This window comes from Azospirillaceae bacterium, assembly GCA_028283825.1.
Taxonomy (GTDB): domain Bacteria; phylum Pseudomonadota; class Alphaproteobacteria; order Azospirillales; family Azospirillaceae; genus Nitrospirillum.
In genome coordinates this window covers 567925-581050 of sequence record JAPWJW010000005.1, presented here as the reverse complement: position 1 = coordinate 581050, position 13126 = coordinate 567925, and the positions used below count along the sequence as shown (strand labels likewise).

Annotated in this window: 13 protein-coding genes; 4 read left to right on the top strand and 9 right to left on the bottom strand. The window is 66.6% G+C overall.

The window, feature by feature from the left end; all coding sequences use genetic code 11:
• The first annotated feature begins 15 nt into the window (after nt 1-15).
• Entirely contained in the window at nt 16-1533 is a 1518-nt protein-coding gene (locus tag PW843_29045) for an efflux transporter outer membrane subunit (GenBank protein ID MDE1150616.1), read from the top strand.
• Nucleotides 1534-1620: 87 nt separating this feature from the next.
• Complete coding sequence (locus PW843_29040; protein ID MDE1150615.1) at nt 1621-3099, top strand: trehalose-6-phosphate synthase; 1479 nt, start codon at nt 1621-1623, stop codon at nt 3097-3099.
• 184 nt (nt 3100-3283) lie between these two features.
• Here the strand turns inward: PW843_29040 and PW843_29035 are convergent, their stop codons facing one another.
• From PW843_29035 to PW843_29025, 3 genes are all read right to left on the bottom strand, one after another.
• Nucleotides 3284-3787: a ferritin-like domain-containing protein gene (locus PW843_29035; protein MDE1150614.1), complete on the bottom strand. Its 504-nt coding sequence runs from the start codon at nt 3785-3787 to the stop codon at nt 3284-3286.
• Between the two features lie 118 nt (nt 3788-3905).
• Complete coding sequence (locus PW843_29030) at nt 3906-4352, bottom strand: DUF3775 domain-containing protein (protein MDE1150613.1); 447 nt, start codon at nt 4350-4352, stop codon at nt 3906-3908.
• 66 nt (nt 4353-4418) lie between these two features.
• The gene (locus PW843_29025; protein MDE1150612.1) at nt 4419-5261 is read right to left on the bottom strand and encodes an oxidoreductase; all 843 of its coding nucleotides are present in this window, start codon (nt 5259-5261) and stop codon (nt 4419-4421) included.
• Nucleotides 5262-5535: 274 nt separating this feature from the next.
• Here PW843_29025 and PW843_29020 point away from each other — a divergent pair, with 274 nt between their 5' ends.
• Together PW843_29020 and PW843_29015 are read left to right on the top strand one after the other, a co-directional pair.
• Nucleotides 5536-6450 carry a LysR family transcriptional regulator gene (locus tag PW843_29020; GenBank protein ID MDE1150611.1) on the top strand — a complete coding sequence of 305 codons (915 nt, stop codon included), beginning with the start codon at nt 5536-5538 and terminating at the stop codon, nt 6448-6450.
• A gap of 105 nt (nt 6451-6555) precedes the next feature.
• On the top strand, nt 6556-7137 hold the full coding sequence (locus PW843_29015) for a DUF4865 family protein (protein ID MDE1150610.1): 582 nt from the start codon (nt 6556-6558) through the stop codon (nt 7135-7137).
• Nucleotides 7138-7140: 3 nt separating this feature from the next.
• Here the strand turns inward: PW843_29015 and PW843_29010 are convergent, their stop codons facing one another.
• The 6 genes from PW843_29010 to tssH all read right to left on the bottom strand — a co-directional run bounded on the left by PW843_29010 (nt 7141) and on the right by tssH (nt 13000).
• Nucleotides 7141-7566: a hypothetical protein gene (locus tag PW843_29010; GenBank protein MDE1150609.1), complete on the bottom strand. Its 426-nt coding sequence runs from the start codon at nt 7564-7566 to the stop codon at nt 7141-7143.
• Nucleotides 7563-8513, bottom strand: coding sequence for a hypothetical protein (locus PW843_29005; GenBank protein ID MDE1150608.1), 951 nt, complete (start codon nt 8511-8513; stop codon nt 7563-7565). The genes PW843_29010 and PW843_29005 overlap by 4 nt, the downstream gene beginning before the upstream one ends.
• 226 nt (nt 8514-8739) lie before the next feature.
• Nucleotides 8740-9186 carry a hypothetical protein gene (locus PW843_29000; protein MDE1150607.1) on the bottom strand — a complete coding sequence of 149 codons (447 nt, stop codon included), beginning with the start codon at nt 9184-9186 and terminating at the stop codon, nt 8740-8742.
• On the bottom strand, nt 9179-9643 hold the full coding sequence (locus tag PW843_28995) for a hypothetical protein (protein ID MDE1150606.1): 465 nt from the start codon (nt 9641-9643) through the stop codon (nt 9179-9181). Before PW843_28995 ends, PW843_29000 begins: the two co-directional genes overlap by 8 nt.
• Before the next feature lie 108 nt (nt 9644-9751).
• Nucleotides 9752-10228 carry a type VI secretion system tube protein Hcp gene (locus tag PW843_28990; GenBank protein MDE1150605.1) on the bottom strand — a complete coding sequence of 159 codons (477 nt, stop codon included), beginning with the start codon at nt 10226-10228 and terminating at the stop codon, nt 9752-9754.
• 117 nt (nt 10229-10345) lie between these two features.
• A complete protein-coding gene (tssH, locus tag PW843_28985; GenBank protein ID MDE1150604.1) occupies nt 10346-13000 on the bottom strand; it encodes a type VI secretion system ATPase TssH in 2655 nt (884 codons plus the stop codon).
• Nucleotides 13001-13126: the final 126 nt, after the last annotated feature.

The window sequence follows — 13126 nt, the reverse complement described above, 5'->3', positions numbered from 1 at the left end:
GCGATGATGAAAACGATGCCCGCCCTGCTTCTGCTGCTGGCGGCGGCCTGCACCGTGGGACCGGATTACCGGGGCCCGCCCGATGTGGCGCCCATGTCGGAAACCGCTGGCCAGTTCCACCGCGCGGCATCGGCCCCCGTGGACGTCGCCACCCCGCCCGCGCGGTGGTGGGAGGGGATGAACGACCCCGAACTGACCCACCTGATCGACCTGGCGCTGGGCGCCAGCCCCACCCTGAAGGCGGCGGAGGCGCGCATCCTTCAGGCCCGCGCCACTATCGTGCAGACGCGGTCCGCCCTGTTCCCGCAGGTCAACTCATCCACCCTGGCGGCCAAGGCCCGCATCCCCACCGGCCAGTTGTCGACCCTGGACAACCGCGTCAACGCCGCGCTGGCGCAGGAGGCCATCACCGACCCCGCGCTGTTCCCCAACGGCGCGCCCAAGGTCGATATCCCCAACCACGTCACCACCGAGCTGTACAACGTCGGCTTCGACGCTCGCTGGGAACTGGACATCTTCGGCGGCACCCGCCGCCAGGTGGAGGCGGCGGCGGCGCAGATGGACGCCAGTGCGGCCCAGTATGAGGACGCGCAGGTCCAACTGGCGGCGGAGGTGGGGCAGGCCTACGTCAGCCTGCGCGACGCCCAGCACGAACTGGACCTGGCGCGCGCCTCCAGCGCCGCCGAGCACCGCATGTTCGACCTGACCCTGGACAAGCGCCGCCTGGGTACCGCCACCGACGCCGACGTGGCCAAGGTGGAGGCGCAGATGCGCCAGACCGACGCCCGCTTGTCCCCGCTGGAGGGCCAGGTGGAACAGGCGATGGACCAGCTGTCCATGCTGACCGCCCAGGAACCGGGCGCCCTGGACGCGGAACTCACGCCCGTGCGCCCCCTGCCCCTGCCGCCGGCCGTGGTGCCGGTGGCCGACCCCGCCGCCATGCTGCGCCGCCGGCCGGACATCCGCGCCGCCGAACGCCAGCTAGCGGCCAGCAACGCCAGCATCGGCTATGCCGTGGCCCAGCTGTTCCCCACCGTCAGCTTGTTCGGCAGCATCGGCTTCGGGTCCAACGCCGTGGACACCCTGTTCCGCGCCAGCAGCCTCAGCATGGTTGGCGCGCCGATGCTGAGCTGGAACGTGCTGGACTGGGGCAAGACCCGCGCCCAGATCCGCCAGGCCAGCGCCGCCAACCAGGAAAGCTTGGCGCAGTACCAGCAAACGGTGCTGCAAGCCCTGCAGGACGCCGAGGGCAGCCTGTCGCGCTACGGCCACCAGCGCGAGAACGCCTTCCAGCTGGAAGGGGCGCTGGAGGTGGCGACCCGGGCCGCCCGCCTTACCGACATGCGTTATCGTGGCGGCACCGCCACCGCGCTGGACGCGCTGGACGCCGAGCAACAGCGCTTGCAGGCGGAACAAAGCCTGGCCCAATCCCAGGCCCAGGTCAGCAACGACTACATCGCCCTGCAAAAAAGCCTGGGCCTGGGCTGGCAGCCGGTGGACCCGGCGGCGTTGCCGGCCCCGCCCGACTATTGAGCGACACGGTTTTATTGCATCGCAATGGAACTCACCCCCCGGTTGGACGGTTGCGTTTCCGGGCTGACGTAATTTTAGGGGGCATCCATGAAACGCCTGGTCATCGTATCCAACCGGGTTCCCGCCGCCGGCACGCCGCAGGCCGGCGGCCTGGTGGTGGCGCTGAGCGGCCTGTTGCAGCGCCGCAAGGGCCTGTGGTTCGGATGGAGCGACGCGCTGTCGGACAAGCCCGCCGCGGAGCCCCGGCTGGTGGAGCGGCAGGGCGTGAAATGCGCCATGATCGACCTGACCCCCGATGAACATCGCAAATATTACCTGGGTTATGCCAACGGCGTGCTGTGGCCCCTGCTGCACACCATGCCGGGGGTGGTGCGGTTCCAGCGCAATGAACTGGCCGCCTATCGCGCCGTCAACCACCGCTTCGCCACCGCCTTGTCCGGCCTGCTGAAGAAGGACGACCTGGTCTGGATCCACGATTACCAGTTGCTGGGCATGCCGGCGGCGCTGCGCGACCTGAAGGTCCGCAACCCCATCGGTTTCTTCCTGCACATCCCCTTCCCGCCGCCGGTGGTGGCCGCCATTTCCGAAGGCCTGCTGGGCCTGGTGCGCGACGTGCTGGCGTCCGACCTGATCGGTTTCCAGACGGCCGACGATGCCGAGCATTTCGCCCAGACGGCCGCGCGCTACGGCGGCGCCCGGCGCATCGGTGCCCTGACCCTGAAGGTGGAGGAACGCACGGTGCGCCTGGGTGTTTTCCCGGTGGAAATCGATGCCCAGGAATTCGCCCGCGTGACCGAAGCGGCGATGAAAAAGCAGGCGTCGCAGGATCTGGCCTATAATCTGGACGGCCGCGCCCTGGTGCTGGGCATCGACCGGCTAGACCCGACCAAGGGCCTGACGGAGCGGCTGACCGCCTTCCAGCAGTTCCTGGCGGCGGAGCCCAAATGGCACCGCAAGGTCAGCTTCCTGCAAATCGCCGCCAAGTCGCGTGAGGGGGTGCAGGCCTACCGCACCCTGCTGCGCGACCTGGAACGCATCGCCGGCGCCACCAACGGCGCTTATTCCGATCCGGATTGGACACCGCTGAAGCTGGTCACCCAGGGCAGCCAGCGCACCACCGTCGCCAGCTACATGCGCCTGGCGCGCGTCGGCCTGGTAACACCGTTGCGCGACGGCATGAACCTGGTGGCCAAGGAATTCGTGGCGGCACAGGACCCGGCCGATCCCGGGGTGCTGGTACTGTCGCGCTTCGCCGGCGCGGCGGCACAGTTGCAGGCCGCCGTCCAGGTGAACCCCTACGACCCCGACCAGATCGAGGAGACGTTGCGCCGCGCGCTGTCCATGCCGCTGGAGGAACGCCAGCGCCGCTGGCACAGCCTGTGGGACGCCATCAAGGACAAGACCGCCGTGGCCTGGGGTGAATCCTTCACCGAGGCGCTGGAGAAGAAGGCCGGCAAGATCCCGCGCACCACCCGCAAGACGTCCACCGCCCGGACATCCCCCCGCAAGGCGGCGGCCCATGCCTCCGCCCGCGCGGCCGACCTGTCATTGAACGCCGCTGAATAGGAGCATACGAACGGCGGCATGAACACTCATGCCGCCGTAGGACGCGACGGCGTCCGCCGGAAGTTTCCGGGAACGAAGTGGACTGGAAACTGAGGAAGCCCAGCGACCGGATGGCCGCGCCCGGCAATTGAGGGAAAAGAAAGGCCGGGGCCCGCGCAGGCCCCGGCCTTTCCATTATGGTTCGTTACGCCGCCAGCGTATTGATGCGTGAGCGCGCCAAGGCCGTCAGCTTCTCGTCCGTGGCCTTTTCCTCGGCCAGATTGTCGGCCAGCAGTTGGGCGCAATCATCCCGGCCCAGCAACTGTGCCCAGGCGACCAGGGTGCCGTAGCGCGAGATCTCATAGTGCTCCACCGCCTGGGCGGCGGCCACCAGGGCGGCGTCCAGCACCTGCTTGTCCTCGACATCGCCGGCCACGTCGTCGGCCTCATCCAGGATGCCGTCGATGGCGGGGCACTTCACCGCCTCCGGCTCCACGCCGTGCAGCTGGAACACCTGCTCCAGCCGCTGGATCTGGCCTTGCGTCTCGCGCAGATGGGTTTCAAACCCCTGCTTCAGTTCCGGGTTGGTGGCCTTTTCCACCATGTCCGGCAGGGCCTTCAGGATGCGCTTTTCCGCGTAGTAGATGTCCTTCAGCTGATGGACGAAAAGATCGTTCATCGTCTCGATGTCCTTGGTGAACCAACCCATGGTTTTCCTCCGTCGGCGACATTGCTGTGGGATTTTTGGGGACGGGCGTCATGCCGGATGCACGCCCGCGCACCATCAATCAACAGGACCGGGGATGGTTCCGGCCTATTCGGCGCCGTCACAGGCGGTCCACCTCAAACTCCTCGACGGAGTGGCCCAGGGCCGCCAGCCCCTCCTCCAGGAAGTCGCCCAAGGTGGGGATGCCGATCAGGTAGCGGGCGGATTTCTCGCGATGGCGTTCAAAAGCCAAGGCACGGGCCTCCGCCCATTCGCTGGCGTCGTAGTCGCCGCGCCCCACCCAGGCCAGGGCGATCAGGTCCACCACCTCGTCATCGTTCAAGCTGGCGATGGCACCCACCAATTCGGCCTGGGTGGGATCGTCGTCATAATCCTCAAGGATGGCGCGTTCACCATCATCGGCGGCGTTGGAGGCCGGGTCGGGCTCCACGGGGTCGACCTTCACGTCGAACTCCCGCGCCTTGACGATGATGAAAAAGACCTTCTCCGCGCTGATGTTGAGTTCCACGGGCGGGGTGTCCCCCGCCACTTCCTGGGTGTTGGACATCTGGACACACCTTTTTGATAAAGACAGGTCCAGGGGAAACCAAGGCCTTCCGGCCAAAGTTCCGCTTCAGGAAAAGTCGGTCGAGCGGGTCAGATCCTCCCACGCGTCGATTTCCGCCTGCATGTCCGCCAGCTTGGCCCGCACCAGACCCAGGGCGTCGGTGCCTAACAGCAGGTGCACGGGCGGGGCATCGGCCGCCACCAGCGTTAGCAGCGCCTGCGCCGCCTTGGCCGGATCGCCCGCCTGGCGGCCGCTCTTGTCCTGCCGCGCCTGGCGGATGGGATCGAACAGGCTGTCATAGTCGGGAATGCTGCGGTCGGATCGCACCATGGAACGGCCGGCCCAATCGGTGCGGAACGATCCGGGCGCCACCGCCGTCACGCGTATGCCCAGGTGCCGCACCTCCTTGGCCAGCACCTCGGTGATGCCTTCCAGCGCGAACTTGCTACCGCAGTAATAGGCGATGCCCGGCATGGTGATGAAACCGCCCATGGAGGTGATGGTGACGATGTGGCCAGCGCGACGCTGCCGCATGAAGGGCAGCACGGCCTTGATGGTGGCGACCGCGCCGAAGACGTTGACCTCGAACTGCTGGCGCATCTCCGCCAACGGCGATTCCTCAAGGAGGCCTTCGTGCCCGTAGCCGGCGTTGACCACCAGCACGTCGACGGCGCCGATATCGCGCTCGATGGCGGCCACCGCCGGCGCGATGGCGTCGGTCTCGGTCACATCCAGCAGCACGGCGTGCGCCCGGCTGGGATGGAGATCACGGAAGGCGGCCTGCGCGGCGGGATCGCGCACCGTGCCCACCACGGTGTGGCCGGCGGTCAGGGCGGCCTCGGCGAAGGCCCGGCCGAAACCGGAACTGGTGCCGGTGATCAGGAAAGTTTTTTGTTTGCTGTCGGTCATGGCTTTGGAAACCTCGATTGCGGTTGCCCTCATCTAGCCACCATCTGCCGTTCTGCACTATGCTACATAAATCGGATACGTCTGTTAGATTTAAGGGCATAATCTCGGCGGCATGAGAAGCGGCTCGTGCCGCCCTAGACCCCGACCGGGGGCGCCGGAAGTTTTCGGGGAACGAAGTGGACTGGAAACTGAGGACAAGCCAAGCCGGTGGATACCGGCGCCCGGCGATTGAGGGACGGCATTTGATCGGTCACGATCAGATGCCGCGCGTATGATGCGAGGCCATGAATTCGCTGACCTGCGGGCATTCGCCATGATCGCGGAACACGGCAACTTCTCCCGCGCCGCCGCCCAGTTGCGGGTGACGCCCTCGGCCCTCAGCCAGACCATCCGCGACCTGGAGGAAAGGCTGGGCGTCAGCCTGTTCCACCGCACCACCCGCAGCACCGCCCTGACCGAGGCCGGCGCCCGCCTGCTGGCGGGGTTCAAGCCGGCGATGGACCAGATGCAGGCGGCGGTGGAGGATGTCAGCAGCCTGCGCGCCACGCCGGCCGGCACGGTGCGCCTGCACCTGCCCCGCCTGGCGGCCGCCAGCCTGGTGGAACCGGTGCTGGGCCGCTTCCATGCCGCATACCCCGACATCATCCTGGAACTGGCGATCAACGACGCGGTGGTGGACATCGTCGGCGCCGGCTTCGACGTGGGCATCACCCTGGGCGAATTGCTGGACCAGGACATGGTGGCGGTGAAGCTGGGCCCCGACCTGCACCAGGTGGCCGTGGCCTCCCCCGACTATATCGCCCGCCATGGCCGGCCCCAGGTGCCGGCCGACCTGCACGGCCACCGCTGCATCAACTGGCGCAAGCCCGGCAGCGGCAAGCTGTACAATTGGGAATTCCAGACCGACGGCCGCTGGTTTTCCGTGGCGGTGGAAGGACCGCTGGTGGTGTCCCATCGCGACACCGCCTTGCAGGCGGCGGCACAGGGCGTGGGCATCGCCTTCGCCTATTGGTCGGACCGCTGGATGCGACCGCTGATCGACCAGGGCGCCCTGGTGCCGCTGCTGCAGGAATTCTCCCCACCCTTCCCCGGCTGGTTCCTCTATTACCCCAAGCAGCGCTATACCCCGCCGGCGGTGCGCGCCCTGGCGGACTTCCTGCGGCGGACCGCGAATGATGGCATCGGTTGACCACCATCATTGCAATCTGAAATCTCTGAAATATTCATTCAGCTGATTATGAAATCATAGGCGCGCCGCTATCCTCCGGGCATCCCCACCTCGGAGAACCGCGTCATGCTGATCGCCCATTACACCCACCGCCTTCCGGCCGATTACGACCTGGAAATCCTGCGCCGGCGCGCGGCCCAGCGCGGCCCGCTCTGGGACAACAAGGCGGAGCTTTACTTCAAGGCCTTCGTCCTGCGGGCCGCCGGGCAGGACGGCGCCATCGCCAACAGCTATTCCGCCTTCTATCTGTGGCGCCAGGCGGCGGCCCTGCACGACTTCATCGCGGACGGCACCTTCCGGTCGGTCACCGACAGCTTCGGCCGGCCCGTCCTGAACCTGCGCATCGCGGTGGACGCGCGCAAGGGGCCCGCGGCCGGGGCACCGGCCCGGTTCCTGGCGGTGGAGCATGTCGCCCTTCCCCTGGACGCCGACCTGCCCGCCGAATTGGCGGCGGAGACGGCACGCAACCGCCAGGCGGCCCAGGACGGTGACACTGTGGCCGCGACGTCTGGCCTGGACACCGCCGCCTGGACGCTGACCCGCCTGCGCCTGACGGCCGAAGCGCCGGCATCGGCTGGCGACACCTATCAGGTGTTGTACCTGGCGCGGCCCCTGCTGGAGACGCTGCCGCTCAGCGGCGATCGCTGACGCTCACTCCTGCCGGTGGCGGATCAGCCAGACGATGGTCGAGATCTGGCACAGCACCCCCGCCAGGGTGAACACGGTCACCAGAACGCTGCCCGGCCCGGTGAACAGCAGGGCCAGGGCGGCGACGGCGCACACGATCTCCACCGCGAAAATGCCGATGAGAACCGTGCGGACCAGGTGCTGGCCCGGCGCCGGCACCTTGCCCCAGAAAATCAGGCGGAAGCCGAACACCAGCAGCCAGCTGAACAGGAAAGCCACCAGGCCGGCGCCGTCCATGGCGTCCATGGGATCGGCGCCCGCCCGCAGTTTCAACGAACCATCCAGCCCGATGGCCAGGAAGGTGATGCCCACCGCCGCCAGCGCGAAATGGAACAGATATCCTGGCGACGGCCGGCGCCAGGCGGGGGCCGGCTGGGTGTCAGTGATCATTTATGCACCGCGACGCTGTGGACATGAAGGCGGCGGGCGATTTCATGCAGCAGGGATTCCTCGCCCAACACTTCCTCCCGTATCATCAGCACACCAGACCCGACGCCGGCGACACGGGGGGCGACCTCCAGCGTCATGCCGGCGCGGATCTGTTGCGCGCGCAATTGTGACCGCAAATGAGCCCGCTCCGCAATCTGCGCGTATCGTTCCGCGCGGGAGGCATTGGCGGTACGGGCGCCCAGCGTCTCAGCGGACCGGGCGGTCGTCATGTCCGCCTCCAGCAACTCCCTGGCCTCGGCCAATTCCTTGATGGCCTTGGGCCCGCCGACCACGATGTCGGGCAGGGTCATCACCGTGGCGATGATGCGGTACTTCTCGGTGTGCTGCTTGAAGGCCTCGGCCTGTTCGTCGTTGCCGGCCAGTTCCATGCCATAGGCGGTGCCGTCCGCGACCAGCAGGAAGGAGCCGCCCACCAGTCCCGCCACGCCCAGGACACCCAGCCCCGTGGGGATCAAGGCGATGGAGGCCGCGACGCACAGGATGTCCAGCGCCACGCCCAGGGCATCATCCTGGTGCGAGGTGAACATGCGGTTGAAGACCCGGCCCATCGCCTGGCTCATCGCCATGTCGGCCTGGCTCTGGGCGATGGCCGCCTTGCCTTCCGCCTCCATACAGCGTTCGATGAAGGACCGGACGCGATGCCAGAAGCCCGGCGCCACCGCCGCCTTGGGCGGGGGCACCGGGATGTGGTCCCACTGGAAGACGAAGATGTCACCGAACCCGCCGGCATCCCGCGTCGGTCCGCGCAAGGGATAGACGTACCCGTTGGTCGCCCAGGATATGCCGACGCCGGGCCCGCAAACCTTATCGACATAGGCGCACAGGCAGGCCGCCGCCTCGGTCTCGTTGCGATAGGGCCCCCAATCGCTGTTCAATGTTGGTGGCAAAATTCCCTCCCTTAAGCTTGCCCCATAGACCGCCCGAGGCTTGGCATTTCCGTTCCGGAAAACGCGCCAGCTTCTTCATGTACGGCGAATGTTTGGCAGAATTAGACGCGAACTGAATTCGGTAATTAGCATCAGAATTCAAATTCATTAAGAGATCGATGACCGATCAGCATGAATACATGCCACAATCCAATAAATTTATTATTCTCAACGGGCGCGACCAGTGTCACTCCGCTTTGGTGGCGGCACGCGCCAAATCATGGCACAGCGCGGCGGCATCGGCGGGGCAAGAACTCCCCGAAAGAGCCTTGATCTTTTCCAGATCAGCCGTATCCAGGGTGCCATCGATATGATGGATGACGAAGGTTTTCAGGGTGGGGCTGCCTTTGATCAGCGCATTAAGTTGGGGCAACGTATTCCACTGATCCACCAGCAACCGTGCCACCGCCTCCGAGTTTCCTTCCGCGATTTCACCATCATCACAGTGACCATACTTCTTATAAGCGATATTGACTTGAGCCCAGCTGTCCAGATGATCGACCATTTCGTCGGCTTTGGCCGCTTCATCGGGCGTACAGACTTTGGCACTCGCCAGCGATGCCCAGAGCACCATCGAGATGACAAGCGCACCCGTCCCAAACAAGCGCGCCCGCTTGGTTTCAGCGTTAAGCATATTTACGCCCCTGAAGGCTTTCATAAAAATTCCGTTCGGATGCAACGTGGGCGCCCACGCCATCATTGTTGAATACTTCAATTGTCGTCAGTGCGTCTTGGCCCATCACTCCCACGATGGAACCCATCGCCTCATCCGATGTCCTGATACAGCCCATGGTCGGGTGTTCAGGCCCAGGCAAATGCCGCGCTGCCGCCCGGCCAGAATGCACACCGATCCCAGGATGTCCCGGAACATTGAAACGAATGATGCCATGCAATCCATACGGCCCGTTCGCGGAAGCCGCGTGCGGATGCGGCGCCCTCGTATCCAGGATAATGTAAGTGCCGTTTTGGACGTGCCGAATTGTCGCATGACTATCGACATTATTATAGGCTGCCCACGTTCCCACCGAAGTTCCGGCCGCGTTGACAAGCGTGATTTGGTGCGCCTGCCCGTCGAATTGCAGCTTTGACATCGCCCGTACCCCTATTTCAAGAGACAAAGAAGATACCGATGAAGCCGTGGAGTAAATGAAGGGAGATCCGTGGGGCGCACCGAAGCGCGCCCCACGCACCGCATGGCATCAAGCCGACTTGGTGGTGGCCAAATCGTAGGACGCAATGATCGGGGACTGCGGGTTGTGCTGGCTGTCGTACGGGGTGTACTTCATCTCCACCTTCGTGAAGTTCAGCACGACCTGCTCTTCCGGGCGGTCGGCGGAAGCGGAGATGTTGTAGGACGAGATCAGGGTGTTGGTCAGGTTGAACTCGATATAGGTGTCACCGGGGTTGCCGCTGGTGACGATATGGATCTTGGCGTTCACGCCGGAACGGCCGCTGCAGGCCTGCGAGAACAGCTTCACCGACGAACTGTCGCTGGTCTTGGTCAGGATCACTTCGCGGATGCTGGGCTCCGACCCTTCGCGGTTGGCGGTGGCGCCCGCCAGGGTATTCATGGAGCGGCTGACACCCCATTGCAGGGTCTTGATGTCCGTCCACTGGGTGTGGTTCTGCTGGGTGGCGTCACCGGCGATGCCGTCGATCTGCAGGTAGATGGGCATGATAACTCCTTGGTTACGTTGACGTTGCGTTTGGTTGGGTGGTTGTGGAAAGCATGCGCGGGCGGGGTGACTCTGCGGCCGGCCCTTCCGCCCTCGCCTTGGGAACGGCGCCCTTCGTCAGTCGGCTGCGGACTCCACGGCCGTTTCAGGGATCGGCCTTTCGGCCAAGGGCACCGTTTGGATGTCGATCCGGAAGTCCCCGGCCTCGTCATCCCAATCGACGGTCGCGGCGGCGACGGTGCGCCGGGCGGCCAAAACTTCCAGAAGGCGGCGCGACAGGGCCGGCATCAGGCCACGCGACAGCACGTGGTCGATGGCCCGGGCACCCATGTCGCCCTCGTCACAGCGCGCCACCAGCCGGTCCACCACCGCCGGCGACACCGACAATGCCGCGCCATAGGTCTGGTCCACCCGCTGGCGCAGGCGGCCCAGTTGCAGGCCCACGATGTCGCGCAGGCGGTCCGCCGTCAGCGGCAGGTAGGGCACCACCGTGATACGACCCAGGAAGGCCGCCTTGTAGTGTTTCAGCAGTTCCGGGTGCAGCGCCGCCGCCAGCCCGGCCATGTCCGGCAGCGTCTCCCGGTCCGCGCCCAGGGCGGTCAGCAGGTCCGACCCGGCGTTGGACGCCATCAGGATGGTGGTGTTGCGGAAGTCGATGTCGCGGCCTTCGCCGTCGCGCAGCACGCCCTTGTCGAACACCTGGTAGAAGATGTCCTGCACGCCGGGGTGCGCCTTTTCCATCTCATCCAACAGCAGCACGCCGTAGGGCCGGCGGCGCACCGCCTCGGTCAGCACCCCGCCCTCGCCATAACCGACATAACCGGGCGGTGAGCCCATGAGGAGGGAGACCTTATGCTCCTCCTTGAACTCCGACATGTTGATGACCGTCAGGCTCTGCTCGCCGCCATACATCAGCTCGGCCAGCGACAGCGCCGTCTCGGTCTTGCCCACGCCGCTGGGGCCCGCCAGCAGGAAGATGGCCGGCGGCTTGCGCGGGTCGGCAATGCCGGCGCGGGCCGTGTGCAGCACGTCGGCGATCAGGTGCAGGGCGCCGTCCTGGCCCACCACCCGCTGGCCCAGCCGCCATTCCAGGCCCAGCACGGTGTCGATCTCGCTGGACAGCATGCGGCCCACCGGGATGCCGGTCCAGCGCGCCACCACCTCCGCCACCGCCTGGGCGGTGACGTCCTGGTGCAGCATGGGCCGCTCGCCCTGGAAATCCGTCAGGTCCTGGTGCAGGCGGACATGGCGGCCCCGCAGGGCCGCGGCATCGGTATCGCCGACCGCCGTCGCCAGCCCGTCGCGCACGCCCACGATCTCATCGACCAGGCGGCGTTCCTCGCCCCAGCGCCAGTTGATCTCATCCTGGCGGCGCTGGGCGTCGGCCAGCTTGTCCTCCAGCACCGCCAGCGCCGCATCGTGGTCGGCGCCCAGCGCCGCCTCCCGCAGCAGGCCGGCCTTCTCCGCCTCCAGCGTGCGGGTCTCCTGCGCCACGGCGTCCAGCGCCTCCGGCCGGCCGGCATGGCTCATGGCCACCATGGCGGCGGCGGTGTCCAGCAGGCTGACGCACTTGTCAGGCAGCTGGCGGCCGCTGATGTAGCGGTGGGACAGGCGCACCGACGCCCGCACCGCCTCATCCAGGATGCGCACGCCGTGGTGCTTTTCCAGGGTGGGCACCAGGCCGCGCATCATGGCGATGGCCGTCGCCTCATCCGGTTCGTCCACCTTCACCGTCTGGAAGCGGCGGACCAGGGCCGCGTCACGTTCCACATAGCGCTTGTATTCCGCCCAGGTGGTGGCGGCCACCATGCGCAGGGCGCCGCGGGCCAGGTCGGGCTTCAGCAGGTTGGCGGCGTCGCCCTGTCCCGCCTGCCCGCCGGCGCCGATCAGGGTGTGCGCCTCATCCACGAACAGGATGACGGGCTTGGGTGAGGCCTTGACCTCATCGATCACGCCCTTCAGGCGGTTCTCGAACTCCCCCTTCACGCCGGCGCCGGCCTGCAACAGGCCCAGATCCAGGGTGCGGATGGAAACGTCCTTCAGGGCCGGGGGCACCTCCCCCGCCGCGACGCGCAGGGCCAGGCTTTCCACCACCGCCGTTTTGCCCACGCCGGCCTCGCCCACCAGGATGGGGTTGTTCTGGCGGCGGCGGGTCAGGATGTCGATCACCTGCCGCACCTCGGCATCACGGCCGATGATGGGGTCGATGCGCCCGCTGGCGGCCTCCGCCGTCAGGTCGATGGTGTAGGCGTCCAGGTTGGGCGTGCGGCCGCCGACCTTGCGGGCGCCTTGCGCGGCCGGTCCGGCTTCGGCCGATGGCGCTTCCGCCTCGATGGCGGTGTCCAGCGCGGCCTCGTCGATGTTCTCCAGCGCTGCCGCCAAGTCGGCGAAGGCCAGCGCGCCGTTCTTGTCGCGCACCAGGGCCGCCAGCAGGTGCAGCGGCGAAACCTTGCCCGCCTTGAAACGCAGGGTGGCCAGGAACCAGGCCTCACGCATCAGCGAGACGACGCGGGGGGAGAAGGCCGGCGCCCGGCTGCTGCCGGTGCGGCAGCGGGCCAGCGCGCGATCCAGCGCCCGTTCCAGCGTCTCCGGCGCCAGGCCCAGGGGGCCCAAGGCCGTGCGCAAGCCCACCTCCGGCCGGTCAGCCAAGGCCAGCAGCCAGTGTTCGATCTCGATCTCATAATGCGTCTTGGCCATGGCGCTGCCGGCCGCGGCTTCCAGCGCCCGCCGGGCCACGGCATCCAGCCCATCGACCAGCGTCCTTAGATCCATCGAGTCCATCGTCATGACCTGCGCTTCGGGTTGACATCGCCCTGCCAACGGCCACGTCCCACATGGGCGTGACAGGAGTGCAAAATAATCCTGGAAATCAAAATGGAACTTGCCCAATAGTTATAG

Excerpts from the sequence above, each read along its gene's own strand:
- PW843_29045 (MDE1150616.1), top strand. The coding sequence starts at position 16 with ATGCCCGCCCTGCTTCTGCTGCTGGCGGCGGCCTGCACCGTGGGACCG.
- PW843_29040 (MDE1150615.1), top strand. The coding sequence starts at position 1,621 with ATGAAACGCCTGGTCATCGTATCCAACCGGGTTCCCGCCGCCGGCACG.
- PW843_29035 (MDE1150614.1), bottom strand. The coding sequence starts at position 3,787 with ATGGGTTGGTTCACCAAGGACATCGAGACGATGAACGATCTTTTCGTC.
- PW843_29030 (MDE1150613.1), bottom strand. The coding sequence starts at position 4,352 with ATGTCCAACACCCAGGAAGTGGCGGGGGACACCCCGCCCGTGGAACTC.
- PW843_29025 (MDE1150612.1), bottom strand. The coding sequence starts at position 5,261 with ATGACCGACAGCAAACAAAAAACTTTCCTGATCACCGGCACCAGTTCC.
- PW843_29020 (MDE1150611.1), top strand. The coding sequence starts at position 5,536 with ATGCGAGGCCATGAATTCGCTGACCTGCGGGCATTCGCCATGATCGCG.
- PW843_29015 (MDE1150610.1), top strand. The coding sequence starts at position 6,556 with ATGCTGATCGCCCATTACACCCACCGCCTTCCGGCCGATTACGACCTG.
- PW843_29010 (MDE1150609.1), bottom strand. The coding sequence starts at position 7,566 with ATGATCACTGACACCCAGCCGGCCCCCGCCTGGCGCCGGCCGTCGCCA.
- PW843_29000 (MDE1150607.1), bottom strand. The coding sequence starts at position 9,186 with ATGCTTAACGCTGAAACCAAGCGGGCGCGCTTGTTTGGGACGGGTGCG.
- PW843_28995 (MDE1150606.1), bottom strand. The coding sequence starts at position 9,643 with ATGTCAAAGCTGCAATTCGACGGGCAGGCGCACCAAATCACGCTTGTC.
- PW843_28990 (MDE1150605.1), bottom strand. The coding sequence starts at position 10,228 with ATGCCCATCTACCTGCAGATCGACGGCATCGCCGGTGACGCCACCCAG.
- tssH (MDE1150604.1), bottom strand. The coding sequence starts at position 13,000 with ATGGATCTAAGGACGCTGGTCGATGGGCTGGATGCCGTGGCCCGGCGG.